24 protein-coding genes and 1 tRNA gene are annotated in these 23,197 nt (G+C 71.9%); 14 read left to right on the forward strand and 11 right to left on the reverse strand.

Annotated features, from left to right (window positions below):
* Nucleotides 1-130 precede the first annotated feature (130 nt).
* From EMA17_RS23900 to EMA17_RS23910, 3 genes are read left to right on the forward strand one after another with little or no spacing between them, the layout of a single operon-like run.
* On the forward strand, nt 131-718 hold the full coding sequence (locus EMA17_RS23900; protein ID WP_126639167.1) for a SigE family RNA polymerase sigma factor: 588 nt from the start codon (nt 131-133) through the stop codon (nt 716-718).
* Nucleotides 715-1,704 carry a hypothetical protein gene (locus tag EMA17_RS23905; protein ID WP_126639168.1) on the forward strand — a complete coding sequence of 330 codons (990 nt, stop codon included), beginning with the start codon at nt 715-717 and terminating at the stop codon, nt 1,702-1,704. Before EMA17_RS23900 ends, EMA17_RS23905 begins: the two co-directional genes overlap by 4 nt.
* Before the next feature lie 43 nt (nt 1,705-1,747).
* A complete protein-coding gene (locus EMA17_RS23910; protein WP_126639169.1) occupies nt 1,748-2,539 on the forward strand; it encodes an SURF1 family protein in 792 nt (263 codons plus the stop codon).
* A 317-nt stretch (nt 2,540-2,856) separates the two neighbouring features.
* On the opposite strand, the gene EMA17_RS23915 is transcribed toward EMA17_RS23910, so the two are convergent.
* Genes EMA17_RS23915 through EMA17_RS23925 form a run of 3 tightly spaced genes read right to left on the reverse strand, consistent with a single transcriptional unit; the run spans nt 2,857 to nt 6,493 of the window.
* Entirely contained in the window at nt 2,857-4,716 is a 1,860-nt protein-coding gene (locus tag EMA17_RS23915; protein WP_126639170.1) for a S9 family peptidase, read from the reverse strand.
* A gap of 12 nt (nt 4,717-4,728) precedes the next feature.
* Nucleotides 4,729-5,214, reverse strand: coding sequence for an NlpC/P60 family protein (locus tag EMA17_RS23920; RefSeq protein ID WP_126639171.1), 486 nt, complete (start codon nt 5,212-5,214; stop codon nt 4,729-4,731).
* Nucleotides 5,198-6,493 carry an MFS transporter gene (locus EMA17_RS23925; RefSeq protein ID WP_126639172.1) on the reverse strand — a complete coding sequence of 432 codons (1,296 nt, stop codon included), beginning with the start codon at nt 6,491-6,493 and terminating at the stop codon, nt 5,198-5,200. The genes EMA17_RS23920 and EMA17_RS23925 overlap by 17 nt, the downstream gene beginning before the upstream one ends.
* Nucleotides 6,494-6,606: 113 nt before the next feature.
* On the opposite strand from EMA17_RS23925, the gene EMA17_RS23930 reads away from it, so the two are divergent.
* The gene (locus EMA17_RS23930; RefSeq protein ID WP_126639173.1) at nt 6,607-6,954 is read left to right on the forward strand and encodes a hypothetical protein; all 348 of its coding nucleotides are present in this window, start codon (nt 6,607-6,609) and stop codon (nt 6,952-6,954) included.
* Nucleotides 6,939-7,307 (forward strand): hypothetical protein, encoded by a 369-nt coding sequence (locus tag EMA17_RS23935; protein WP_126639174.1) that lies wholly within the window; start codon nt 6,939-6,941, stop codon nt 7,305-7,307. Before EMA17_RS23930 ends, EMA17_RS23935 begins: the two co-directional genes overlap by 16 nt.
* A gap of 402 nt (nt 7,308-7,709) precedes the next feature.
* Here the strand turns inward: EMA17_RS23935 and EMA17_RS23940 are convergent.
* Together EMA17_RS23940 and EMA17_RS23945 are read right to left on the reverse strand one after the other, a co-directional pair.
* Nucleotides 7,710-7,783 (reverse strand) — tRNA-Pro (locus EMA17_RS23940).
* A gap of 49 nt (nt 7,784-7,832) precedes the next feature.
* Complete coding sequence (locus EMA17_RS23945; RefSeq protein WP_126639175.1) at nt 7,833-8,765, reverse strand: metallophosphoesterase; 933 nt, start codon at nt 8,763-8,765, stop codon at nt 7,833-7,835.
* A 158-nt stretch (nt 8,766-8,923) separates the two neighbouring features.
* Here EMA17_RS23945 and EMA17_RS23950 point away from each other — a divergent pair, with 158 nt between their 5' ends.
* Nucleotides 8,924-9,379 (forward strand): GatB/YqeY domain-containing protein, encoded by a 456-nt coding sequence (locus EMA17_RS23950; RefSeq protein ID WP_126639176.1) that lies wholly within the window; start codon nt 8,924-8,926, stop codon nt 9,377-9,379.
* A 233-nt stretch (nt 9,380-9,612) separates the two neighbouring features.
* Here EMA17_RS23950 and EMA17_RS23955 read toward each other — a convergent pair whose 3' ends face one another.
* On the reverse strand, nt 9,613-11,967 hold the full coding sequence (locus tag EMA17_RS23955; RefSeq protein ID WP_246126855.1) for a transglycosylase domain-containing protein: 2,355 nt from the start codon (nt 11,965-11,967) through the stop codon (nt 9,613-9,615).
* A gap of 369 nt (nt 11,968-12,336) precedes the next feature.
* Here EMA17_RS23955 and EMA17_RS23960 point away from each other — a divergent pair, with 369 nt between their 5' ends.
* Nucleotides 12,337-12,651 carry a WhiB family transcriptional regulator gene (locus EMA17_RS23960; RefSeq protein ID WP_020554910.1) on the forward strand — a complete coding sequence of 105 codons (315 nt, stop codon included), beginning with the start codon at nt 12,337-12,339 and terminating at the stop codon, nt 12,649-12,651.
* A gap of 214 nt (nt 12,652-12,865) precedes the next feature.
* Here EMA17_RS23960 and bagB read toward each other — a convergent pair whose 3' ends face one another.
* The 4 genes from bagB to EMA17_RS23980 form a co-directional block, all read right to left on the reverse strand.
* Nucleotides 12,866-14,047 (reverse strand): ATPase BagB, encoded by a 1,182-nt coding sequence (gene bagB / locus EMA17_RS23965; RefSeq protein ID WP_126639177.1) that lies wholly within the window; start codon nt 14,045-14,047, stop codon nt 12,866-12,868.
* The gene (bagA, locus tag EMA17_RS23970) at nt 14,044-15,105 is read right to left on the reverse strand and encodes an ATPase BagA (protein WP_246126856.1); all 1,062 of its coding nucleotides are present in this window, start codon (nt 15,103-15,105) and stop codon (nt 14,044-14,046) included. Before bagA ends, bagB begins: the two co-directional genes overlap by 4 nt.
* Nucleotides 15,106-15,253: 148 nt before the next feature.
* On the reverse strand, nt 15,254-16,549 hold the full coding sequence (gene kynU, locus EMA17_RS23975) for a kynureninase (RefSeq protein WP_126639178.1): 1,296 nt from the start codon (nt 16,547-16,549) through the stop codon (nt 15,254-15,256).
* A gap of 21 nt (nt 16,550-16,570) precedes the next feature.
* Nucleotides 16,571-17,434, reverse strand: coding sequence for a tryptophan 2,3-dioxygenase (locus EMA17_RS23980; RefSeq protein WP_126639179.1), 864 nt, complete (start codon nt 17,432-17,434; stop codon nt 16,571-16,573).
* A gap of 169 nt (nt 17,435-17,603) precedes the next feature.
* Here EMA17_RS23980 and EMA17_RS23985 point away from each other — a divergent pair, with 169 nt between their 5' ends.
* From EMA17_RS23985 to EMA17_RS24000, 5 genes are all read left to right on the forward strand, one after another.
* Nucleotides 17,604-18,056 (forward strand): Lrp/AsnC family transcriptional regulator, encoded by a 453-nt coding sequence (locus EMA17_RS23985; RefSeq protein WP_126639180.1) that lies wholly within the window; start codon nt 17,604-17,606, stop codon nt 18,054-18,056.
* An 11-nt stretch (nt 18,057-18,067) separates the two neighbouring features.
* A complete protein-coding gene (gene sp36, locus EMA17_RS52610) occupies nt 18,068-18,232 on the forward strand; it encodes a Sp36 family protein (protein WP_170222226.1) in 165 nt (54 codons plus the stop codon).
* The gene (locus EMA17_RS23990; protein WP_126639181.1) at nt 18,229-18,696 is read left to right on the forward strand and encodes a RidA family protein; all 468 of its coding nucleotides are present in this window, start codon (nt 18,229-18,231) and stop codon (nt 18,694-18,696) included. The genes sp36 and EMA17_RS23990 overlap by 4 nt, the downstream gene beginning before the upstream one ends.
* A 124-nt stretch (nt 18,697-18,820) precedes the next feature.
* Nucleotides 18,821-19,696: an NUDIX hydrolase gene (locus EMA17_RS23995; RefSeq protein ID WP_246126857.1), complete on the forward strand. Its 876-nt coding sequence runs from the start codon at nt 18,821-18,823 to the stop codon at nt 19,694-19,696.
* Nucleotides 19,697-19,775: 79 nt separating this feature from the next.
* Nucleotides 19,776-20,600, forward strand: coding sequence for an MBL fold metallo-hydrolase (locus EMA17_RS24000; RefSeq protein ID WP_126639182.1), 825 nt, complete (start codon nt 19,776-19,778; stop codon nt 20,598-20,600).
* Nucleotides 20,601-20,668: 68 nt separating this feature from the next.
* Here the strand turns inward: EMA17_RS24000 and EMA17_RS24005 are convergent, their stop codons facing one another.
* A complete protein-coding gene (locus EMA17_RS24005) occupies nt 20,669-21,343 on the reverse strand; it encodes a Crp/Fnr family transcriptional regulator (protein ID WP_078976497.1) in 675 nt (224 codons plus the stop codon).
* Nucleotides 21,344-21,560: 217 nt separating this feature from the next.
* Here EMA17_RS24005 and nth point away from each other — a divergent pair, with 217 nt between their 5' ends.
* Both nth and EMA17_RS24015 read left to right on the forward strand, forming a co-directional pair.
* Nucleotides 21,561-22,442: an endonuclease III gene (nth, locus tag EMA17_RS24010; protein ID WP_371863036.1), complete on the forward strand. Its 882-nt coding sequence runs from the start codon at nt 21,561-21,563 to the stop codon at nt 22,440-22,442.
* Nucleotides 22,439-23,173 (forward strand): NUDIX hydrolase, encoded by a 735-nt coding sequence (locus tag EMA17_RS24015; protein WP_126639184.1) that lies wholly within the window; start codon nt 22,439-22,441, stop codon nt 23,171-23,173. Before nth ends, EMA17_RS24015 begins: the two co-directional genes overlap by 4 nt.
* The last annotated feature ends 24 nt before the right edge of the window (nt 23,174-23,197 follow it).

Consider the following 23,197-nt stretch of genomic DNA (forward strand, 5'->3'; position numbering starts at 1 on the left):
CGAGTAGCTGACTGCATCTCATCCGGCCCACTACGGTGGGCGGACGTGTGGCTGAAGCCGACGACCGTCCCCGGATCGCAGGCGTATACAACCTTCCCGGGGGGTCGGGTGTCCAACAGTCGTGGCAGAAATGGTCGTGAGGGCGGAATCGGTGCTGCGCCCGGTTCGCATGCCCGTGGTCGGCGCGCTGGAACCGGACGTTTCGGGAGCTTCCGTGTCCTCTGACGCGGGCGTCTCCATCGACGTCCTCACCGAGACCTACCGCGCGCACTATGGTTCGTTGTTGCGCTTGGCTTCCCTGTTGCTCGACGACACCGATTCGTGTGAGGACGTGGTGCAGGAGTCGTTCGTCCGGGTGCACACCGCCCGACACCGGTTGCGCGAGGCCGACAAGACGCTGGCCTACCTGCGGCAGACCGTGGTGAACCTGTCCCGGTCGACGCTGCGGCGGCGGATCATGGGCATGCGGCTACTCTCCAAACCGGAGCCGGACTCGACGAGTACCGAGGACGGTTCGCGACACGTACTGGAACGCGACGTGCTGGTAAGGGCGTTGCGCGAATTGCAACGGCGGCAGCGGGAAGTGATCGTGCTGCGCTATTACGCTGATCTGACAGAGGCTCAGGTGGCCGATCTGCTCGGGCTGTCGGTCGGCTCGGTGAAGGCGTACGCCTCACGCGGACTGGAAGCCCTCCGGGCCCGGATGGAGACGCCGTGAAGAACGACCCGGGGACCCTCGGTCCCGACCCCGACGACCTCGCGGCAGAGGTACGCCGACGGCTGCACCAGGCCGTGTCCGACGTGCAGCCCGCGCCGGACGCCCTCGACCGGCTGCGCGCCGCCGTGCCCGCCCGCCGCAGACAGCGTCGGATGGCCACGCTCGGCGCCGCCGGGCTGGCCGCGGCGATCCTGGTCGGTACGCCCGTCCTGCGCACCGCGGTGACCGGTGGCGAAGACTCCAGGTCGAATGTCGGCGGCGTCCACCCGTCCTCGTCGGTGGTCAACGCGACCGAGCCGCTGCCGGGGCCTAGCGACGGGGTCAGCGCGGGCCTGCCGGGCGCCGGGCAGACCCGTCCCGCCTCCCGGGGCAGCAGTCCCACCAGCGGGTCCGGTTCCTCGACCGCGCCCACCGGCGGGCAGACCGCGGGCACCGGCACGGGACAGAGCGTGCCGCCGTCCTCGAGCGTGTCGCCGAGCGAGACGGCGCCGCCGGTCAAGCCGCCGCCCGCGTGTCGGACCGTCGACATGTCCGGGGAGGACGCGCGCCTGGGCCCGGTCCGCGCCGACGGGCTCGCGTACGGCGTGCTCCAGGTGCGCAGCAACGCGGCCAAGGACTGCGTGGTGACCGGCCCCGGCGTGGTCGTCGTGGTCTCCCCGCCCGGCAATCCGATAGTGCAGGTGACGGTGGTCCAGGCGCCGAGCCCCGACGCCGCGACCGCGCTGCCGGTGCCGTCCTCGTCCGCCCAGGGCATCACGCTGCGACCGGGGCAGGCGTACGAGTTCCAGTTCGCGTGGAAGCCGCAACCCCCGGGCGCGGACGGCACGTGTGCCGCCGACGCGCCCAAGGCGCCGGTGCCCGCGCTCGGCTACGCGCTCGCCGCCGACGACTTCAACGTGGCCAAGGTGACCCTCACGCCGACGTGTGGCGGCACCGTGTACCGCACCGACATCTACCGGACCGGGGAGTACGCGCGCGTGGGGTGACACCCGGGATCGGCCCCCGTCGGCGGACGGTTACCGTTGGGGGGTGTACCGGTTCCTGCTCCAGCCGCGCTGGCTGGTCTTCCATGTGATCGTGCTCGTCGCGGTCCCGGTGTGCGCGGCGCTGGGATTGTGGCAGTTCCACCGCTACGGCGAACACAAGCGGAGCGGGGACGGCGGCGAGAAGGTGTCGGTGGCGCCCGCGGTGCCGCTCGCCGAACTGCTGCCCCCGGGGGGCCGGGTCGAGGGCGGCGACCGCGGCCGCTCGGTCACGGTGACCGGGAGCTATGACCCGGCGCACCAACTGGTGGTGCCGGGGCGGCGCCACGACGGGCGGACCGGGTCGTACGTGGTCACCCCGCTGCTTGTGGCCGGCGCGCCCGCGGTGGTGGTCAACCGGGGCTGGGTCGAGGGCGCGACCGTGCCCGCCCCGCCCGCCGGCACGGTCACCGTCACCGGTCGACTGGAGTGGTCGGAGGCCGAGCACACCTCCGACGTGGATCGGGCCACCGACCTGAAGCCGGGTCAGCTGTCCATGATCAGCACGCCAGAACTGGTCAACGTGCTGCCCTATCCGCTCACCGACGGCTTCGTCGCGCTGACCGCGCAGACCCCGGCCGCCGACTCGGCCGCGCTGGTGCCGATGCCGCGGGCCAAGGCGTCCGGGGGCGGCGGCATCTCGGGGCGGGCGTGGCAGAACCTCGGATACACCGCGCAGTGGTTCGTGTTCGCCGGTGCCGCGGTGTTCGTGTGGTGGCGCGTGGTGCGCCGGGAGGCGGACGAGCGCGCGGAGGAGCAGGAGGCGAAGCTGCTCGCGGAGCTGGGCGTCGAGACCTGAGGTCCGGGCGCGGCGCGAGCCGAGGCCGGGCGATCGGGGTGGGGCGGGACGAGCGAGCCCGAGCGACCGGGGGTGGGCGAGCGGAGTCGCCGGAGCAGCCGCGGAGCCCCGGCGAGCGGGTGTCCCGGTGCACGCCGAGCAGCCGGGCCCTCGGGGTCCGGTGCTTCACCGGGCGCCGGGCCCGCGCCGGGTGACAGACCAGGTGGGCGGGTGCGCCGCACGGAGCCGAGCGACCCGGCACGTCGGTCGCCGGCCCCGCCCGGCCCGACCGGAAGACCGCGCGAGCGGGCCGACCGGTTCGGCCCGCTCGCGGCGACCTACGCGGGGTTGCGCACCGGCAGGCCGATGACCCCGTCGACGAAGGCGAACTCCTGGCGCATCTGCCGGATTCGCTCCTCGACGACCAGCGAGCCGTGGCCCGCGTCGTAGCGGTATACCTCGTGCGGCTTGCCCAACTGGGCCAGCCGCTCGACGTAGTTCTCGATCTGCTTGATCGGGCAGCGCGGGTCGTTCTCGCCGGCGCTGATGTACACCGGCACCCGGACCTGCTCGACGTAGGTCAGCGGCGAGGAGGCGGCCCAGCGCTCCGGGACCTCCTCGGGCGAGCCGCCGAGCAGCGTGCGGTCCATCGCCTTCAGCACGTCCATCTCGTCGTGGTAGGCGGTGACATAGTCCGCGACCGGCACCGCGGCCAGGCCCAGGGCCCACGCCTCGGGCTGCACACCCAGGCCGAGCAGGGTCAGGTAGCCGCCCCACGAACCGCCGGAGAGCACGATCCGCTCCGGGTCGGCCAGGCCCGACTCGACGGCCCACGCGCGGACCGCGCCGATGTCCTCCAGCTCGATCAGGCCGATCCGCACCCGCAGCGCGTCGGTCCAGTCCTTGCCGTAGCCGGTCGAGCCCCGGTAGTTGACCCGGACCACCGCGAAGCCGTGGTCGACCCAGGCCGCGACGTCGGCGGCGAAGTGGTCGCCGTCGTGCGCGGTGGGCCCGCCGTGGATGTTGAACACGGTCGGGAACGGACCCTCGCCCACCGGCTTGGACACCAGCGCGTGCACACGGCCGCCGGGGCCCTCGACCCACGCGTCGGTGACCGGGACCGACCCGGGCGGGCGTTCGCCGGGCGGGGTGAGCAGCGCGCCGCCCGCGGTCGAGCGCAGTTCGGCGGGGGTCGAGCCGCTGGACCAGTGGTACTCGACGCTGCCGTCGGGCCGCGCGCCGGAGCCGCCGATGGTGCCGGGCGGGGTGTCGATCCGGGCGAGTTCGCCGCTTTCGAGGTCGTAGCGGTACAACTCGGAACGCCCGTGTTGCTCGTGGTCGACCAGCAGCGCGCGGCCGTCGGGATACCAGTCGGCGGACAGGTCGCCGGGCAGCCCGAGGTCGAGTTCGGTCTCGGTACCGGTCAGCGGCTCCCACAGCAGCACCTCGTCCCGGCCGCGCCGCTGGTGCACGACCAGCAGGCGCTGGTCGCCGGCGACGGGGGAGAAGCCCATCGAGGACAGGTCGAAGTCCGGCCGGCCCCCCTCGGGGCCGTCGTGCAGGTCGGCCACCGGCGTGCCGTCCAGACGCAACACGCGCAGCGACGAGCGCATCGCGTCGCCGTGCTCGTTGTGGGCGACGACCAGGTGCGTGCCGTCCTCGGACAGCCCCGACAACCAGGCCGACTCGGCGTGCCGGTATACGGTCACCGGCTCGGCGCCGGGGCGTACGACGTGGATCGAGGAGCCCTCGTCGTCGCTCATCCGGCCGACCACCACGGTGCCGTCCATGGCGAGCCCGAGCCCGCCCGGGTAGGACGGCGCCAGGCCGGGCACGGCCGGCTCGTCCGCACCGCCGTCGAACGGCTGGCGCATCCAGATCCCGAACTCGTCGCCGTCGGTGTCCGCGAACCACCAGATCCAGCGCCCGTCGGGGCTGATCCGGGCCGACGCGGTGCCGTTGGGCCGGTCGGTCACCCGGCGCTGTTCGCCGGTGACGCGGTCCCACGCGTACACCTCGAAGGTGCCGGAGGCGTTGGAGACGAAGACGGACTTCGCGGGCGCGTGGTCGGCCCAGCGCGGCAGGCTGATCCGAGCCGCCCGGTAGCGACGTTCCCAGGCGGGGACGGTCGGCGCGGGCTCGGCGATGGACGGTGTGGTCTCGACGGTGTCGGCGGCGGTGTTCTCGGGAGCGGGCATGTGGCAATTCAACTACGAGCGGGCCCGGTTGTGTTCCGTCACCGACAGGCACCGTTTGACTCCGAACAGACGTGCGTATTCGGGGCGTGCGGCAAACTCGGTGTACGACCAGATGGCCGGCCTTCCGACCTCCCGACACAGGTGCAGCACCCGATCCGGGCCCAGATACACCCCAACGTGCGCGGCGTAGCCGGGATCCCGACCCGGGCGCGGGCCGGCGTCGAACAGGAGCAGGTCCAGCGGCGCGGGTTCGGTGACCCGCACGGTCGCGGTGTCGTCGGCCCACAACTCGGACGAGCGCAGCGGCGGGACGCGCAGGCCGTGGTGGGCGAGGAAGGCGTACGCGTACAGCTGGCAATTGGCGCCGGCGCTCAGGTCACCGTCGGCGACGGTCTGCGGGTGTCGGGCGTAGACGTACGGCACGTCCCGAAAGCGGGGCGGGAGGGCGGACAGTGACAGGGGGACGGCTGGTGACGAACGGTCAGGGGTGTCGGGCATGCTTGGGATCCAACCCGAGCGAGACCGCGAGTTCCACCAGCGTCATCGCGAACAGCACCGCGAACACCGCGGTGTAGTCGCCGGTCAGATCGTGAATGGTGCCGAACACGATCTGAAGCGCGGCGGCGATCGGGTAGCCGATCAGGAACGTCATCGCGGACAGCCGGCCGGCCGCCGCCGGGTTGGGCGCGAAGCGGACGAGCATCACCAGCATCAACGGGAACGCGCCGCCGAGCGTCAGGCCGAGCAGCGCGATGGTGGGCCACGGTGCCAGATTCGGCGCGAATGCGAGCAGGCCCATGCCGGCCACGGCTCCCGCGACGGTGACCGCGAACAGCGGCCGGGGGTCGGTGAAGCGGTCCGCGAGCACCGGGATCACCAGGCCGGAGACGATTCCGGTGAGGCCGAACACGGACAGCAGCAGCCCCGCGCGCTCGGCACTCCAGCCCTGCTCCTCGTAGGCGGCGGGTACCCAACCGACCACGCCGTAGTAGGCGGTGGTCTGCATGACCAGGAAGACGGCGAGGATCCAGGCCACGGGGCGTCGCCAAGGGGAGCGGTCGGGCGCTGCGGTGCCGAGGGCGGCTGCGGGCCTGGTGGGCCGGGCCGCGGTCTCGTCGGTGCCGGTGCGGCTCGGGTCGATCCGTACCGGCTTCGTGCGTCGGATCACCGGAAGCCAGGCGAACAGCCCCAGCACAGCGGGGACGGCGACTACGCCGAGTGAGAGCTGCCAGGACCCGAAGCCGTCGGACAGCGGTACCGCGAGCGCGCTCGCACCCGCCGCGCCGACTCCGACCGCCGCGCTGTACAACCCGGTAACCGCCCCCGCGTGCTCGGCGAAGTGCGTCTTGACCACACCCGGCAGCGCCGCACCCAGAACCGCGATCCCGCCGCCGGCGACCAGCGTGCCCAGAAAGAGCAGTACGACGGAGGCCCCGCCCAGTCGGATCAGCACCCCCAGCAGCAGCACAACCACCGACGCCGCCACGGTCCGCTCGTACCCGTACCGAGCCGCCCCCCGATGCGCGAGCGGCGCGAACACCCCCATCGACACGACCGGAATAGCCGTCAACACCCCGGCCGCGGCCCCCGACAGCCCGAGATCCTCCCGAATCGAGGTAAGCAGCGGCGGCACATTCGTGATCGCCCCACGCAGATTGATCGCCACCAGGAACAGCGCGACCAACGTCAGCACGGCCCCGGGCGCCCGCTCGGCCCGCTCACTCGGCACCGACTCGGTGACGAGATCAGGACGCTCCTTCGCACGGGCTGACGGCATCGCTGTACTACCTCGTTCTCAAGATGACAGTGGCTGCGCGCACCGACCCCGGCGGAGCGGACCAATCGACCAAACCATCGACACGGGCCGTTTGATTCCCGCCCACCGGATCCGTGCACGGCTCGGACGTCGACCGCGGCTCTACCGGGCGGAGGCCCGCGGCGTCGGTCGTCGACGCGGACGAGATCACCGACCTGTACGACGAGGCCGGGAACGGCAGGCTCGACATCACCTTGCGTGAGCGCGGCGCCGACGAGACCCGAGACGGTATGTCACCCGACGCGGGGACACCGACAGCCGAACCACAAGCCGAGATCGCACCGAAGGGCGTCGAAACCGACCATGATCAGCACATCCCTCACCCTCGGCAGGCGCCGGTGAACACCACCCTTTTGGACTGGCAGCCGCGTCCGATTCCGACCGCAACTGCAATACGCACGAGGCAGTGCGCCACGAGTTGAAGGCGGCTCTGCTGTGGGCGGGACTGAAGCCATCCGATTCGCCCACGGTCGATGTCAGTCGGGTCGGTGGCGACGGACACTTCGTGTACGAGGTCCTCGGCGCCGGGCTTTGCGCGTACGCCGACCTTCGAGCCGGCGCCACGCGGCTCCTGGAGATCGACTACTCGCTGCCGCGCAGGGCCGACCGCCTCTACCTGGTCCTCTCCGAACCCCCCGCCCAGGACTGGGCCGCCGACACCATCAAGGGCGCCTTCGGTGTCCACCTCCTGTGGCGAACACCATCCGGATGGGAGGGCCATGACACGGCCACGGCGCTGGGCCCGGGAAACGCCGCACCACCCGAGGACTCCTGAGGAGGTCGGGTTGTTCGCCGCATGGTGGTCTATACGTACGTCCCTCCTCGGGCCACACGCATGCCGGGCCCGCCGAGTCGTGGATTGGGGGCGGTCGGCCACTGAGACCCGTCCGCTTCGCCATACGTTCGATGTCACCGGTCGGCGCTGGGATCCGACCTTGTCGCGGACCTGCGCAGCCGCTTGGCAGGTGCCCAGTGGGGCCACAGATGGTCCACGAGCCACTTGAGCGCAGCCTGGGTCGGCGGCCGGTGCCGGTCCTCGACCGACTTTTGCAGGAGAGTGCCGCCGAAGTGTGACCGACCGTTCAAGATCACACCCAGGCGACACCCAACGCCCCCTGAAACGCCGTCAGGGCCGGTCTCCTTGAAGGAAAACCGGCCCTGACCTGCTACTACGAAGTCGGGGTGGCGGGATTTGAACCCACGGCCTCTTCGTCCCGAACGAAGCGCGCTACCAAGCTGCGCCACACCCCGATGTTGCGCGTTCAGCTTAGCGGGTCGGGGGGCTGAGGCGAAATCCGGTTTAGCGCGGGGGCGCGGAGGGGGTGCCGGCGGTGGACTGACGGGGGGTCAGGGTGAGGAGGGTGGCCTCCGGGGGGCAGGCGAAGCGGAAGCGGGCGTAGCGGGAGGTGCCGCAGCCGGCCGAGACGTGGAGGTACGCCTCGCGGTCGGCGGAGAGGTGCTTCGAGAGGCCCTTGGCGCGTTTGCGGTCGAGGTCGCAGTTGGTGGTCAGGGCGCCGTAGAAGGGGACGCAGACCTGGCCGCCGTGGGTGTGGCCGGCGATCACCAGCGGGTAGCCCTCGGCGGTGAAGGCGTCGAGGGCGCGCAGGTACGGCGCGTGCACCACGGCCAGCGAGATGTCGGCGCTCCCGTCGGGGCCGCCGGCCACCTGCTCGTAGCGGTCCCGGTCGATGTGCGGGTCGTCCAGGCCGACCAATTCGATGTCCAGGCCGTCCACCTTGAGCCGGCCGCGCGCGTTGTTGAGGTTCGCCCAGCCCGCCGCGTCGAAGCCGTCGCGCAGGTCGGTCCACGGGTTCTCGCGGCCGAGCCGCCGGGTGCCGTCGTCGCGACGCAGGTAGCCCGTGGGGTCCTTGGGGCGCGGGCCGTAGTAGTCGTTGGACCCGAACACGTACGCCCCGGGCCGACCGAGCAGCGGGCCCAGCGCGTCCAGCGTCTCCGGCACCGCCTCCGGGTCGGACAGGTTGTCGCCGGTGTTCAGCACCATGTCGGGGTGCAGCGCGTCGAGCCGGCGCAGCCACTCCTGCTTGCGGCGCTGCCCGGACACCATGTGGATGTCGGACACCTGCAGGATCCGTACCGGCCGGGCGCCGCGCGGCAACACGGGCACCTCGACCCGGCGCAGACGGAACGAACGGGCCTCGTAGGCCGCCGCGTAGGTGAGGCAGGCGGCCCCGGTGGCGGCTACGGCTAGGGGGAAGGCTGAACGCGGTCGCATCCCTCCATGCTGGCAGAGCCGGCCCTTGCTCGGCAGTCTCGGCGGCGCACCCGACGTCGTGGGACGGCGGGCCGGGCCCGGGTGAGAGTGGTCGGGACGCACTCCGGGCGCGGTAATTCGGTACGGCCACACCGGCCACGGCTGCGACACTTGACCCCATGAGCACCCTCAAGAGCCGTTTGCAGAGCGACCTGACCGCGGCCATCCGGTCCCGTGACGAACTGGTCTCCTCGACGCTGCGCCTCACCCTGACCGCGATCACCAACGAGGAGGTCGCGGGCAAGACCGCCCGCGAGCTGTCCGACGACGAGGTGCTGAAGGTCATCGTGCGCGAGGCCAAGAAGCGCCGCGAGGCCGCCGAGGCCTTCGCGAACGGCGGCCGTACCGAGTCCGCCGCCCGCGAGCGTGCCGAGGGCGAGGTCCTGGCGGCCTACCTGCCGGCGCAGCTGTCGGACGACGACCTCCGCGCGATCGTCGCCGACGCCATCGCGCAGAGCGGCGCCGCCGGCCCGCAGGCGATGGGTCAGGTCATGAAGGTGGTCCGCCCCAAGGTCGGCGACCGGGCGGAGGGCGGCCGGATCGCCGCCGAGATCAAGAGCCAGCTGGCCGGCTGACCCCACAGGGCCGACCCCACAGGGCCGACCCCACAGGGCCGACCCCACGGAGCCGACCCCACGGAGCCGACCCGACAGGGCCGACCCCACCAGGCCGGTCGCCGCGCGGCCGCCCCCGGCACACCCGCCCGACCCCGCTCCACACGCCGATGGTGGTGCCCCCGAACACATCGGGAGCACCACCATCGACATTTCCACGAGCGATCACGGACGACTGCCGCGATCACCCCCGCTCAGAACCCCCCGAAGTCCCCACCCCCGACATCGCCCGTGCTCGGCGGCCGAGTGTGCCCCGGCGGCCGCTGCGTCTCCGGAGGCTTGGTGGCACCGCCCCCGCCGGTGGTCGGCGAGGTCGGCAGCGTCACCGGCGGAGTCCACGGCGTCCACGGCGGCCGGGTGTTCCCGCCGCCCGGCGGCCGGTTCTGGTCGCGCGGGTTGGGCTTGCCGTCGTCCGGCTTCTTGTTGGGATCGGGCTTCGGCGGGATCGCGCCCGGGGGCGGGGCGGCGAAGTCCGGCGCGTCCACACCCTTGAGCGCGCCCGACATCGCGCTCTTCCAGATCGGTCCGGGGACCTGTCCGCCGTAGACCTTCTCGTACGTGGTCCCGGCGATCTTGATGTCGACCATCTCGACATCGTTCTTGGCGCCACCGATCCACACCGCGGTGGACAGGTTCGGCGTGTAGCCGACGAACCAGGCCGCCTTGCGCTCGTTGGTGGTGCCGGTCTTGCCCGCGTTGTCGCGGTCCTTGAGGCCGGCCTGGGTGCCGGTGCCGTCCTCGACCACACCCTTGAGCAGGGTGTTGATGGTGTCCGCAGTGGACTGCTTCATCACCTGCTTGCAGCCCGCCTGGGGGACGGACAACTTGGTGCCGTCGAGCTTGGCCACCTCGGTGACCGCGATCGGCGTGCAGTAGACCCCGCGGCTGGCGAACGCCGCGTACGCCGCCGCCATGTTCATCGGCGCGATGGTGTTGGCGCCGAGCGTCATGCTGGGCACCTGCTTCAGTGCCTCGCCGTTGCCCTGGTGCACACCCATCTGATCGGCCAGCGTCGCGATCGGACACAGCCCCACGTCCTTGGACAACAGGACGAAGTAGGTGTTGATCGACTTCTCCAGCGCGGTCTGCATGTTCCAGGTGCCGGTCTCGCTGCGGCTCTCGTTCTGCGGTTGGTACTTGGCGTCGCGGGCCGGCTCGCCGCAGGTGCGGAACTTCTCCTTCCGCATGTCGATGTCGTAGCCGGTGGAGTATTCCTGGTCGACCTTCATCCCGTTCTCCAGCGCCGCCGCGGCGGTGATCGGCTTGAACGTCGACCCGGTCTGGAAGCCGTACGTCGAGCCGCCCATGGAGTGGTCGACCGAGTAGTTGAGCGTGGTCTCGTAGTCGCCGAACCCGTACGGCCGACTCTGCGCCATCGCCTTGATCTTCCCGGTGCCCGGTTCGACCATGACGACCGCGTCGGCGACCGGGTCCTTTTGGAGTACGCCCTTGGTTGCGGCGGTGTAGGCCGCCTTCTGGGCCTTTCGGTCCAACGTGGTGGTGATCCGCAGGCCGCCCTCGCGCCACATCTTGTCGCGTTCGCCCTTGTTCGCACCGAACGCCGGGTCGTTCTTGACCACCCGTTCGACGTAGTCGCAGAAGAACGCGGCACCGTCGATCTGGTCGGCGGTGATGCAGCCGTTGGGCAGCGGCTGGGTCTTCAGGTTGAGTTCGGTCGCCTTGGCGGTGTCGGCCTCGGCCTGGGTGATGACCTTCACCTCGGCCATGCGCTGCAACACGATGTTGCGCCGGTCCCGCGCGGCGTTCGGATAGCCGATCGGGTCGTACGCCGACGGCGCCTGCACCACGCCGGCCAGGGTGGCCGCCTCGGTCAGGGTCAGGTCGGCGGCGTGCTTGCTGAAGTAGCGCTGCGACGCGGCCTCGACGCCGTACGCCTGGCGGCCGAAGAAGGTGATGTTGAGATACCGGTTGAGGATCTCGTCCTTCGACAGCCGTTGCTCCAGGCCGATCGCGTACTTCAGCTCCTTGATCTTGCGGGAGACCTCCTGGGCCTGGGCCTTGGCCACCTTGGCCGGGTCGTTGCCGGCCTCCTCCACGAAGATGTTCTTCACGTACTGCTGGGTGAGACTGGATCCGCCCTGCTTGGATCCCGTGCCACCCGACTGCTGGTTGCGCATCAGGGCACGCAGGGTGCCCTTGAGGTCGATCGGACCGTGCTCGTAGTAACGCGAGTCCTCGATCGCCACGATCGCCTGACGCATGATCGGCGAGATCTGGTCGAAGTTCACCAGGATGCGATACCGGTCGTAGACCATCGCGAGCTGGTTGCCCTCGGAGTCGAGGATGTACGACGGCTGCGAGAGGAACGGCTGATCCAGATCGCCGGGCAGGTCGTCGAAGTTTTCCGACGCCGCCTTCGCGGACAGGCCGAGGCCGCCCACGAACGGCAGCGCGACTCCCGCGACCAGGGCGCCGGCGAGGATGCTCGCGCCCACGAACGCGGCGAACCGTCCCACGAAGCCCAGCGGGGATCGTGGACGGTACGAACCGCGTTTCGGGCGGGCCGAGCCGGAGGAAGTTCGGGCCATGGGCGACAGCCTACGTGCCGAAACACCCTACGCGGCGAAGGTACTTCGCCTAAGCTGGCGGAGCAGCCGGGGGATTCGTGTCATCACGCATTTCACTCTTTGGAGTGAAAGAGGCCGGATGTCGGGTCCTGCTGCCGTCTCTCGTGCCTCCGACGTGCCCTCTTCTGAGTGAAGCCCGGACCCAAAGCGCAAGAGCATTCACCCGGACGGGTGGGTCCATATTTGCGCATAGTCCTTCCGGGCCATCGATGACTGCCCGCGCAGGGGCTGTTGCGCGTGCCCAGGGTTTCGTACCGTCCTGCTTGGCATCGGGAATTCCCGGCGCCGCCGTTGGGGGAGCCTCGAAAATCGGGAGAGGACGGCACCAGCATGAGCTGGGTTACCGACTGGAGCACGCAGGCCGCCTGCCGGAGTACCGATCCGGATGAGCTGTTCGTGCAGGGGGCGGCGCAGAACCGCGCCAAGGCAGTGTGCACCGGATGCCCGGTCCGCACCGAGTGCCTGGCCGACGCGCTGGACAACCGGGTGGAGTTCGGCGTCTGGGGCGGCATGACCGAGCGGGAGCGGCGCGCGCTGCTGCGCCGCCGGCCGATGATCACCTCGTGGCGTCGGCTCCTCGAGACCGCGCGCGAGGAGTACGAGCGCGACATCCACGGAGACGAGGAGTTCCGGGTCGCCGGCTGAACACGTGTCGGCACACGTGGCGCAACACGTGTGGACGACCCGAGGCCGGCACCTTCGAACACCGCCGCATCCGCAACGCCATCGCGCGCGAACGTCACCGCCCGCCGGGGCCGGGAGTCAGGCCCGGGTCCCGGCGCGGTGGTGACGAGACGTCGGGCGGTGGGTCACCGCGGTCCGGATCGCCCGGGCCGGCGGGCCCGGCCCGGCCGCGAGGTCAGCCGGAGCCCAGGCTCTCGCCGATGACGCGCAGGCCCGCCAGGTCGTGCACGTCCCCGGGCAGCGCCGGGACCTCGGTCACCCGTACCTCGGGGTGGATCGACGTGAAGCGGGTCCGCGTGCGCTCCTCGCGATCGATCATCCGCAGCCGCTCGGCGTGCAGCGTGAGCAGTCCCGCGACCAGCCGCAGATCGGCGGGCCGCGGCGCGTCGTCGGCCGATTCCCCGTCGCCGGGGTCGTCGAGATCGTCGGCCCGCTCGGTCAGCGACTCGGCCGCCGCCAGGCTCCGCTCCGCGGACAGCCGCCCCGCGCTCGTCGCGTGCACCCGGTTGAGCACCAGGCCGGCCAGCGGCATGCGCTCGGTGCCGAGCCGGTCGACGAAGTACGCGGCCTCGCGCAGCGCGTCCTTCTCCGGCGCGGCGACCACCAGGAACGAGGTGCCCCGGGCCTGGAGCAGCTTGTACGTCGCGTCGGCCCGCTTGCGGAAGCCGCCGAAGGTGGTGTCGAGGGCGGCCACGAAGGTCTGGATGTCGGTCAGCAGGTGGGTGCCGACCACCTTGCTCAGCGCGCCGGTCATCATCCCCATGCCCGCCGACAGGAACTTGAGCGCGCCGCGTCCGCCGACCTTGGCGGGGGCGGACAGTATCCGGATCAGCCGGCCGTCCAGGAACGAGCCCAGCCGCTGGGGGGCGTCCAGGAAGTCGAGGGCGGAACGACTCGGCGGGGTGTCCACCACGATCAGGTCCCACTCGCCGGTCGCGTGCAACTGGCCCAGCTTCTCCATCGCCATGTATTCCTGCGTGCCGGCGAAGCCGGCGGACAACGACTGGTAGAAGGGGTTGTCGAGGATCTGCTGCGCGCGCTCGGGATCGGCGTGTTGTTCGACGATCTCGTCGAACGTGCGCTTCATGTCGAGCATCATCGCGTGCAGGCTGCCGCCCTTGGTCTCGTCGACGTCGACGACCCGGCGGGGCGTGTTGTCCAACTCGGTCAGCCCCATCGACTGGGCGAGTCGGCGCGCCGGGTCGATGGTCAACACCACCACGTCGCGACCACGTTCGGCCGCGCGCAGCCCGAGCGCCGCGGCCGTGGTGGTCTTGCCCACGCCGCCGGAGCCGCAGCACACCAGGATGCGGGTGCCCGGGTCGTCGAGCAGCGCGTCGATCTCCAGCCTGTTCATGCCATCCCCTGCTCGCGCAGCGCTTCGGCGAGGCGGTACAGACCGCCCAGATCCATCCCGTCGGCCAGCAGCGGCAGTTCGTAGACCGGCAGATCCAGCCCGCGGACCAGGGCCCGGCCGGTGCTCTCCAACTCGATCCGGCTCGCGTGCTCGTCGGCCTCGCCGAGCAGCGCGGCGACCAGCGGCCGGGTGGGCTTGATCCCGCCGGCGAGCAGCCCGGCCTCCAGCAGCTCGGGCGTCAGCCGCCGGCCGGTGTCGCTCTCGTCCTCGGCCTGGAGCGGCGGACGGGCCATATTGATCACCACACCGCCGGTGGGCAGGCCCGACGCGCGCAGTTCGGCGACACCGTCCACGGTCTCCTGGACCGGCATCTCCTCGAGCAGGGTGACCAGGTGCACCGCGGTCTGCGCCGAGCGGATCACCCCCATCACCGCCTCGGCCTGGGTGTGGATCGGACCGAACCGGGCCAGCCCGGCCACCTCGGTGTTGACGTTGAGGAATCGCGCTATCCGCCCGGTCGGCGGCGCGTCCATCACCACCGCGTCGTAGGCGAACGCCCCCTGCACCCGCCGCCGGGCCGACTCGCACGCCTTGCCGGTCAGCAACACGTCGCGCAGACCCGGCGCGATGGTGGTGGCGAAGTCGATCGCGCCCAGCTTCTTCAGGCCCTTACCGGCCCGGCCCAGGTGGTAGAACATGTCGAGGTATTCGAGCAACGCCTCCTCCGGGTCGATCGCGAGCGCGTACACCTCGCCACCACCCGGGGCGACCGCGATCCTGCGGTCCTCGTAGGGCAGATGCGGACAGTCGAAGAGCTGCGCGATGCCCTGCCGTCCCTCGACCTCGACCAGCAGCGTGCGCCGCCCACCGGTGGCCAGCGCCAGGGCGAGGGCGGCGGCCACGGTGGTCTTGCCCGTGCCGCCCTTGCCGCTGACCACGTGCAGGCGCACACCCTCCCAATCGGCGTCGCCGTCGGTCGTGCGTGCGCCCGCCGGCCACGTCGTCACGGCAGCCGCCCGGCGGGACGGGGCGGCGCGCTCGGCTCGGGGCGGCGGCATGCCCGGATCCCTGCCCTCGAAGGCTTGCGCCATTCGGCCGCACACGTACGACCACCGGACCCGTGTGACCTCGCACCCAAACTCACGAGTCGAGCCTAACCACCCGCTCCCCGCCGGGTCGGAGGTGATCCCCCCGGGGTGACCCGCGTCACGTCACCGTCGACCGAACGGCGTAGCGCGCTTCCTTGTACGCCCCCGTCTCCAGGATGTCCCCGAGCACCCGCGCGGCCTCGACCACGTCGGCGTGTCCGATGTAGAGCGGGTTGAAGCCGAAGCGCAGCACGTCCGGCGGTCGCACGTCGCCGATCACCCCCCGGTCGATCAGCGCCGCCATCACCGCGTGCGCCTCGGGGTGGCGCACCGCGACCTGGCTGCCGCGCCGGGCGTGCTCGATCGGGGTCAGCGTCTCCAGGCCCAGGTCGCCCACGCACGCGATGAACAGGTCGGTCAGCGCCAGGCCCTTGGCCCGCACCTCGGCCATGGACACCCCGTCGTAGGCGTCGAGGGCGGCCTCCAGGGCGAGCATGGACAGCAGCGGGGGCGTGCCGATCCGGGCCCGCTCGATGCCGGGCGCCGGGGTGTAGCCGGCCTCCATGCCGAACGGGTTCGCGTGCCCGTGCCAGCCGGTCAGCGCGGGCTCGAACGCGGCGATGTGCCGCTCGGCGACGTAGACGAACGCCGGCGCGCCGGGCCCGCCGGACAGGTACTTGTAGCCGCAGCCCACCGCGAGGTCCACGTCGTGCGCGTCCAGGTCGATCGGGAAGGCGCCCGCGGAGTGGCACAGGTCCCACAGGGCCAACGCGCCGGCGGCGTGCGCGGCGGCGGTCAGGCCGGGCAGATCGCGCAGTTCGCCGCTGCGGTAGTCGACGTGGTTGTACGCGATCACCGCGATCGAGTCGCCGTCCGCGCGCAGCACCTCGGCCGCCTCGCCGACCGGCACCCGGCGCACCTCGGCACCGAGCAGCCCGGCGATCGAGTCGGCCAGGTAGAGGTCGGTCGGGAAGCTGTCCGGGTCGGCCAGCACCACGCCGCGTCCCGGGCGCAGCCGCAACGCGCCCGCGATCGCGTTGAAGATCTGTATCGACGTCGAGTCGCCGCACACCACCCGGCCGGGCGCGGCGCCGATCAGCGCGCCGATCCGGTCGCCGATCCGCGCGGGCGCGCCCCACCAGTCGTTGGCGTTCCAGGAACGGATCAGGTCCGTGCCCCACTGCCGGTGCACCGCGTCCCGCAGCGCCTCGGGTACGCCGGCGGGCAGTGCGCCGAGCGAGTTGCCGTCGAGGTAGATCACGCCGTCCGGCAGCAGGAACCGCTCGCGCACGTGCGCCAGCGGATCGGCGGCGTCGAGCGCGGCCGCGGTGGTGCTCCGCCCGGCCGCGAGGCCGGCGGTCGAGCGTGGGTCCGACGAATCGTCGGCGACCGTGTTCAACGAGGAATCCGACATGCTCCACCAGCTTTCGATGAATCAGGACTTCGATGGTTCGACCAAGGTGCGCATGGTCCACAACTCGGGAAAAACGCGCACACGTACGGTCTGTTCCAACCAAGAAGCACCGGCGGAACCGCCCGTTCCCGGTCGGTTCCCCAGCGCTCGCAGTGTGGCGGCCAGGTGTCGCTCGCGCCAGCGGGTCCAGCGCTCGGAGATGTCGGTCAACACCTCGCCGAGGGCGACCAGGTCGTGCGTCCCGTCGGTGTAGGTGCCCGCCCACGCGCGCTCGACGTCCTCCGTCGGCTCGTAGGGCCGGCTCGGGTCGGGCCGCCCGCTCTCCGTCTCGCGCAGGCCTCGTCGGGCGAGCAGGTCGAGCGCGCGGTCGTACAGGCTCGGTGCCCGCAACGCCCGCTCCAACTCCGCGTGCACGTCCGGGGCGCCCACGTAGCCCCGCAGCACTCCCGCGCGCTTGATCCCGAGCAGGAACTCCAGGTGCCGGTACAGGTGCGACTGGAAGCCGGAGGCCTCGCCCAACTCCTCGCGGAACGCGCCGAACTCGCCGGGGGTGAGCGTGGCGAGCAGGTCCCACGCGGACACCAGCACGTCCAACTCGCGCACGCTGCGCCGCAGCGTGTCGGTCGCGCCCACCACGTCGTCGGCGTCGAGCCGCTCGCCCGCGATCGTCCACTCGTGCCGGAGCAGCGCGAACAACAACTCCATCACCTGGGACGCGATCAGGAACGACATCTCGGCGGGCACGTCGGTGCGGGTGCGCTGGAGGGACAGCAGGGTGTCGAGCCGCACGTAGTCCGCGTAGGGCACCGCGCCGGCCGGCCGCGGGTCCGGCGGGCGCACGCCGTGCGTCGGTTCGCTCCGGGGCGTCGGTGTGCCGACCGTCATCGCGTCCGCCTCTCGCGCCGGGCCCGCCGGGGGCCGGTCGGGGAGTGCCCACATGCAATCGTGCGACGGATCGGTTGGGAATGGGCGTCGAACCTCGGAACGGCCGGTTCGGTTTACGCTCGCAACGTGTCGGACGACATACCCTCACGATCGTGAACGGAGGGCGAACATGGACGCGATCGACCGCAGACTGCTCGCCGAACTGCAACGCGACGCCCGGACCTCGCTCAACGAACTGTCCCGGCGGATCAACCTCTCCGCGCCGGCGGTGGCCACCCGGGTGCGTCGGCTCGAACACAGCGGCGTGATCACCGGCTACCACGCGCACGTGGACCCGGCCGCGGCCGGCCGCGGCGTGGTCGCCCTGGTCCGGATGAACTGCTACGGCCCGGGCTGTCTGCTGCGCCGCGACGCGGACACGGTGCGCGAATGGCCCGAGGTGCTCCAGGTGCACCGGGTCACCGGCGACGCGTGTTGCCTGCTGATGGTCGCGGTCGCCACCATGGCCGACTTCCAGGTGCTCATCGACCGGCTCGCCGAGCACGGCAAACCCTCCAGCACGATGGTGTTGTCCTCGCCGGTGGCGTGGCGCCCCGTCGAACCGCCGGACGCGTCGGTCTAAAGTCTGGACCCATGACGAAGTGGGAATACGTGACCGTCCCCCTGCTGGTGCACGCGACCAAGCAGATTCTGGACAACTGGGGCGACGACGGCTGGGAACTCGTCCAGGTGGTGCCGGGTCCGAACCCGGAGAGCCTGGTGGCCTACATGAAGCGGGCGAAGCAGGTGGCGGCGTGAGCGAGGTACACCCCGAACAGCGCATCGCCGAGCTGGGTCTGACCCTGCCCGGCGTGGTGCCCCCGGTCGCGGCCTACGTGCCCGCGATCCGCACCGGCAACCACATCCACACCTCCGGCCAGCTGCCGATGATCGAGGGCAAGCTGCCCGCGACCGGCAAGGTCGGTGCCGAGGTCACCGCCGAGGAGGCGAAGGAGCTCGCGCGCCGGTGCGCGCTCAACGCGCTCGCGGCGGTCAAGGCCGAACTCGGCGACCTCGCGCTGGTGCGCCGGGTGGTCAAGGTGGTCGGCTTCGTGGCCAGCGCGCCCGACTTCACCGGCCAGCCCGGCGTGATCAACGGCGCCAGCGAACTGCTCGGCGAGGTCTTCGGCGAGGCCGGTCGGCACGCGCGCAGCGCGGTCGGCGTGGCGGTGCTGCCGCTCGACGCCCCGGTCGAGGTGGAGATCCTCGTCGAGGTGGTCTGACCCCGACGGCGCTCGTCCACGTCGAGGTACGCGCCGAGCGGACCCGCACCCGAAAGGGGCGGGTCCGCTCGGTTTCGGGGGGTCAGGGATGGAACTTGACTCGGTCAGGCGTACGATCCGGCGCATGGCCGAAACGGGGAGTACGCAAGCCGGAAACGCCCGGGCGGGCATGCCCGCGTCCTGGGCCGAGCGGGCCCGCGCGATCATCGCCGGCGAGGCCGAACCGGTGCCCCCGCGCCGCGCGGCGACCGTGGTGCTGCTGCGCGAGCGCCCCCGAGGGGCCGAGGCGTACCTGCTGCGGCGGCACACCACGATGAAGTTCGCGGCCGGGATGTACGCCTTCCCCGGCGGCGGGGTCGACCCCCGCGACGCGGACCACTCCGTGGCCTGGGCCGGACCCGAACCCGCCGAGTGGGCCGAACGGCTGGGCACCACGGTCGCCGAGGCCCGCGCGATCGTCTGCGCGGCGGTCCGGGAGACCTTCGAGGAATCCGGCGTGCTGCTCGCCGGGCCCGATCCGACCACCGTCGTCTCGGACACCACCGGCGCGGACTGGGAGGCCGACCGCGCCGCGCTGGTGGCCCGCGAGCGCACCTTCACCGAGTTCCTGGCCGGTCGCGACCTGGTGCTGCGCTCCGACCTGCTCGGCGCGTGGGCACGCTGGATCACCCCGGAATTCGAGGACCGACGCTACGACACGTGGTTCTTCGTCGCGGCGCTGCCCGCCGGCCAGCGCACCCGCGACGTCTCGGGCGAGGCGGACCGGGTCACCTGGGCCCGCCCCGCCGACGCGCTGGCCCAACATCGCGCGCAGGAGATGGCGATGTTGCCGCCGACCATCGACACGCTGCGCCACCTGGCCGAACTCGCCGACCCCGCCGCGGCGCTGGCCGCCGCCGCGGAACGCGAGATCAGCCCGATCATGGCCCAAGGCCGCTTCGACGGGGACCGCCTCGTGCTCGAATGGCCCGGCATCGCGGACCCGTTCGGTCTGCGCTGACCCCGCGTCGGCGCCCCGGGGGCCGATACGCAACGATCCACCGTTCGGTCCCGGGCACCCGAGGTACAGGATGGCGACCATGAACGCACAGCCCCTGCCCGGAAACCCCCGCGCCGGCATCGGCGGACCCGCGAGCGCGCGCGTGACCTGTCTACTCGCGCCCAACCCGAGCGTGATGTCGCTCGACGGCACCAACACCTGGATCGTGGCCGAGCCCGGCGCGGACACCGCCGTGGTGATCGATCCGGGCCCCGACGACGAGGGCCATCTGCGCGCGATCGTCGCCGCGGTCGAGGCGGAGGGCCGCCGGGTGGGCCGGATCCTGCTCACCCACGGTCACCTCGACCACTCGGCGGGCGTGGCGGGCCTGAAGGCGCTCACCAACGCGGTGGTGCACTCGGTCGACCCACAGTGGCGCCTCGGCGGCGAGGGCCTGACCGACGGGCAGGTGATCGACGACGGCGGGCTCGATCTGCAGGTGCTGGTCACCCCCGGCCATTCGGGTGACTCGGTGTGCTTCGTGGTGGCCGAGGACCGCTTCGTGATCACCGGCGACACCGTGCTCGGCCGCGGCACCACGGTGGTCGCGCATCCCGACGGCCGCCTGGGCGACTACCTGGACTCGCTGCGCCGCCTGCGCGCGCTGGTCGAATCCGGCGAGATCACCGCCGTACTGCCCGCGCACGGGCCGATCCTGGACGACGCGGCCGGCGTGCTCGACTTCTACCTGGCGCACCGGGCGGCCCGGCTGGCCCAGGTCGAGGCCGCGGTCGCCGCGGGCGACACCACCGCCGAGGAGGTCGTCCGGCGGGTCTACGCCGACGTGGACCGGGACGTGTGGTGGGCCGCCGAGCTGTCGGTCCGCGCCCAACTGGAGTATCTGGCCGAGCGCGCCGACGCCTGAGCGCACCGCCGTCCGAACACGCCCGTGGGCCCGCCGATGGCGGGCCCACGGTTCGATGCGTCGAAGCGCTACCGCGAGCGGCGCGACAACCGCTCGACGTCCATCAGGACCACCGCACGCGCCTCCAGCCGCAGCCAACCCCGGCTCGCGAAGTCGGCCAGCGCCTTGTTGACCGTCTCCCGCGAGGCGCCGACCAGCTGGGCCAGCTCCTCCTGGGTGAGGTCGTGCGCCACGTGGATGCCCTCGTCGGCCGGCACGCCGAACCGGCGGGACAGGTCGAGCAGCGCCTTGGCCACCCGGCCGGGCACGTCGGAGAAGACCAGGTCGCCCAGGCTCTCGTTGGTCCGCCGGAGCCGACGGGCTATCGCGCGCAGCAGTGCCGCGGCGACCTTGGGCCGACCGGTCAGCCACGGCTGCAGGTCGGAGTGGCCCAGGCCGAGCAGCCGCACGTCGGTCAGCGCGGTCGCGGTCGCCGTCCGCGGTCCGGGGTCGAACAGCGACAACTCGCCGAACATCTCGCCCGGGCCGAGCACCGCGAGCATGTTCTCCCGGCCGTCGTTGGAGCTGCGGTGCAGCTTGATCTTGCCCTCGATCACCACGTAAAGCCGGTCGCCCGGGTCACCTTCGTGGAAGAGCGAGTCCCCACGCTCGAGCCCGACCTCCGTCATGGAGGCCCGCAGCTCGGCGGCGTCCTCATCTTCGAGCGCCGCGAACAGCGGAGCCCGCTGCAAAACGTCGTCCACGAGGTTCCTCCTAGGCCGGCCTGGTCGACACCAATGAAGCCGGACGGTCAAACAGTGCGATCGGTCACAGTCTGACGCACCGGTACCCGCAATCATCACGCGGGGTGGCCTGGATCACGAACGGGCGGATCCACAGTAACCGGACATGTCGCTCCTGTGATCGAGCGTGTGCGGACTGCTCGACCGTAGTGCCCGCGCATCTGCGTACTCTGGCCGGGTGTCGAGCAACGTGACGGAGCCCGCACCGCGCAGGTCGCGGGGTACCGCGAAGGTCGTGAAAGCCGCGAAAGCCGGGAAGGGCGAGTCCCGCCTGGCGCTGGTGCGCCGTGCGCGCCGGATCAACCGCGAACTGGGCGAGATATACCCCGGCGCGCACTGCGAACTCGACTACGGCGACGCGTTCCAGTTGCTGGTCGCCGTGGTGCTGTCCGCGCAGACCACCGACCGCCGGGTCAACACGGTCACCCCGGCGCTGTTCGCCCGCTTCCCCGACGCCGCCGCGATCGCCGCCGCGGAATCGGCCGAGCTGGAGTCGATCATTCAGCCGACCGGGTTCTTCCGGGCCAAGACCCGCTCGGTACAGGGCCTGGCCCAGGCGATCCTGGACCGCTACGCCGGCGAGGTGCCGGGCCGGCTCGCCGACCTCGTCACCCTGCCGGGGGTCGGCCGCAAGACCGCCAACGTGGTGCTCGGCGAGGTCTTCGACGTCCCCGGGATCACCGTCGACACCCACTTCGGTCGACTGGCCCGCCGCTTCGGGTGGACCACCGACGACGATCCGGTCCGGATCGAGAAGGAGGTCGGCGCGCTCTTCCCGCGCCGCGACCTGACCCTGCTCTCGCACCGGGTGATCTTCCACGGCCGCCGGGTGTGCCACGCCCGCCGTCCCGCCTGCGGGGCGTGCGCGATCGCGCCGCTGTGCCCGGCCTACGGCGAGGGCGAGACGGACCCGATCAAGGCCCGGGCCCTGCTCAAGTACGAGATGGCCGGACAACCCGGCCAACGGCTCAAGCCGCCGGCCGAACCGGTGCTGGGCCGGCCGGCCGAGCCGACGCGGGACGCACCGAAAGCACCGAAAGACGAGGGGGACGCCGGGTGACGCAGACCGGAACCGGGATCCAGACGTGGGCCGAGGCCGACCTGCCGGAGTGGCTGCGCCCGGTGGCGCGCGCCGCCCGGTCGGTCCGCCCCGAACAACTCAGCCGCTTCCTGCCGCCCGCGGAGGGCGGCCGGCGCTCCGCCGTACTGGTGTTGTTCGGCGAGGGCCCCGAGGGCCCCGACCTGCTGCTGCTCCAGCGTGCCGCGACGCTGCGCTCGCACGCGGGCCAGGCCGCCTTTCCCGGCGGCTCGGTGGATCCCGGCGACGACGGGCCGGAGGGCACCGCGCTGCGCGAGGCGCAGGAGGAGGTCGGGCTCGACCCCGCCGGGGTGCGGGTCTTCGGCCGACTGCCCGACCTGTACATCCCGGTCAGCGACTTCGTGGTCACGCCCGTGCTCGCCTGGTGGCACCGGGAGAGCGAGGTGGCCCCGGGCGCGCCGGAGGAGGTCGCGCGGGTGTTGCGGGTGTCCATCGCCGAACTCGCCGACCCGGCCAACCGGGTCCGGCTGCGGCATCCCGGCGGCCACCTGGGACCGGCGTTCGAGGTGCAGGACCTGGTGGTCTGGGGCTTCACCGCGGGGCTGATCGACCGGGTGCTGCACCACACCGGCTGGGAGCGGCCGTGGGATCCCCGGCGGGAGATCACCCTGTCCGACACCGAGGCCCGACTGGCCCGGCGCGGCTTCGACCCCTACGAGGAGACCGCCTCCGAACCCGAGGTCCGGGACTGATCCGGACTTCGTCCGACGGATCCC

The sequence above is a fragment of the Embleya hyalina genome (assembly GCF_003967355.1).
Lineage (GTDB): Bacteria > Actinomycetota > Actinomycetes > Streptomycetales > Streptomycetaceae > Embleya > Embleya hyalina.

Coding starts and splice junctions, on each gene's coding strand:
- EMA17_RS23950 (WP_126639176.1), top strand. CDS start 8,924: ATGAGCACCCTCAAGAGCCGTTTGCAGAGCGACCTGACCGCGGCCATC.
- EMA17_RS23985 (WP_126639180.1), top strand. CDS start 17,604: ATGGACGCGATCGACCGCAGACTGCTCGCCGAACTGCAACGCGACGCC.
- EMA17_RS23920 (WP_126639171.1), bottom strand. CDS start 5,214: ATGCCCGACACCCCTGACCGTTCGTCACCAGCCGTCCCCCTGTCACTG.
- bagA (WP_246126856.1), bottom strand. CDS start 15,105: ATGCCGCCGCCCCGAGCCGAGCGCGCCGCCCCGTCCCGCCGGGCGGCT.
- EMA17_RS23915 (WP_126639170.1), bottom strand. CDS start 4,716: ATGCCCGCTCCCGAGAACACCGCCGCCGACACCGTCGAGACCACACCG.
- EMA17_RS23960 (WP_020554910.1), top strand. CDS start 12,337: ATGAGCTGGGTTACCGACTGGAGCACGCAGGCCGCCTGCCGGAGTACC.
- kynU (WP_126639178.1), bottom strand. CDS start 16,549: ATGTCGGATTCCTCGTTGAACACGGTCGCCGACGATTCGTCGGACCCA.
- EMA17_RS23995 (WP_246126857.1), top strand. CDS start 18,821: ATGGCCGAAACGGGGAGTACGCAAGCCGGAAACGCCCGGGCGGGCATG.
- bagB (WP_126639177.1), bottom strand. CDS start 14,047: ATGAACAGGCTGGAGATCGACGCGCTGCTCGACGACCCGGGCACCCGC.
- EMA17_RS23955 (WP_246126855.1), bottom strand. CDS start 11,967: ATGGCCCGAACTTCCTCCGGCTCGGCCCGCCCGAAACGCGGTTCGTAC.
- EMA17_RS23925 (WP_126639172.1), bottom strand. CDS start 6,493: ATGCCGTCAGCCCGTGCGAAGGAGCGTCCTGATCTCGTCACCGAGTCG.
- sp36 (WP_170222226.1), top strand. CDS start 18,068: ATGACGAAGTGGGAATACGTGACCGTCCCCCTGCTGGTGCACGCGACC.
- EMA17_RS24000 (WP_126639182.1), top strand. CDS start 19,776: ATGAACGCACAGCCCCTGCCCGGAAACCCCCGCGCCGGCATCGGCGGA.
- EMA17_RS23945 (WP_126639175.1), bottom strand. CDS start 8,765: ATGCGACCGCGTTCAGCCTTCCCCCTAGCCGTAGCCGCCACCGGGGCC.
- EMA17_RS23980 (WP_126639179.1), bottom strand. CDS start 17,434: ATGACGGTCGGCACACCGACGCCCCGGAGCGAACCGACGCACGGCGTG.
- EMA17_RS23900 (WP_126639167.1), top strand. CDS start 131: ATGGTCGTGAGGGCGGAATCGGTGCTGCGCCCGGTTCGCATGCCCGTG.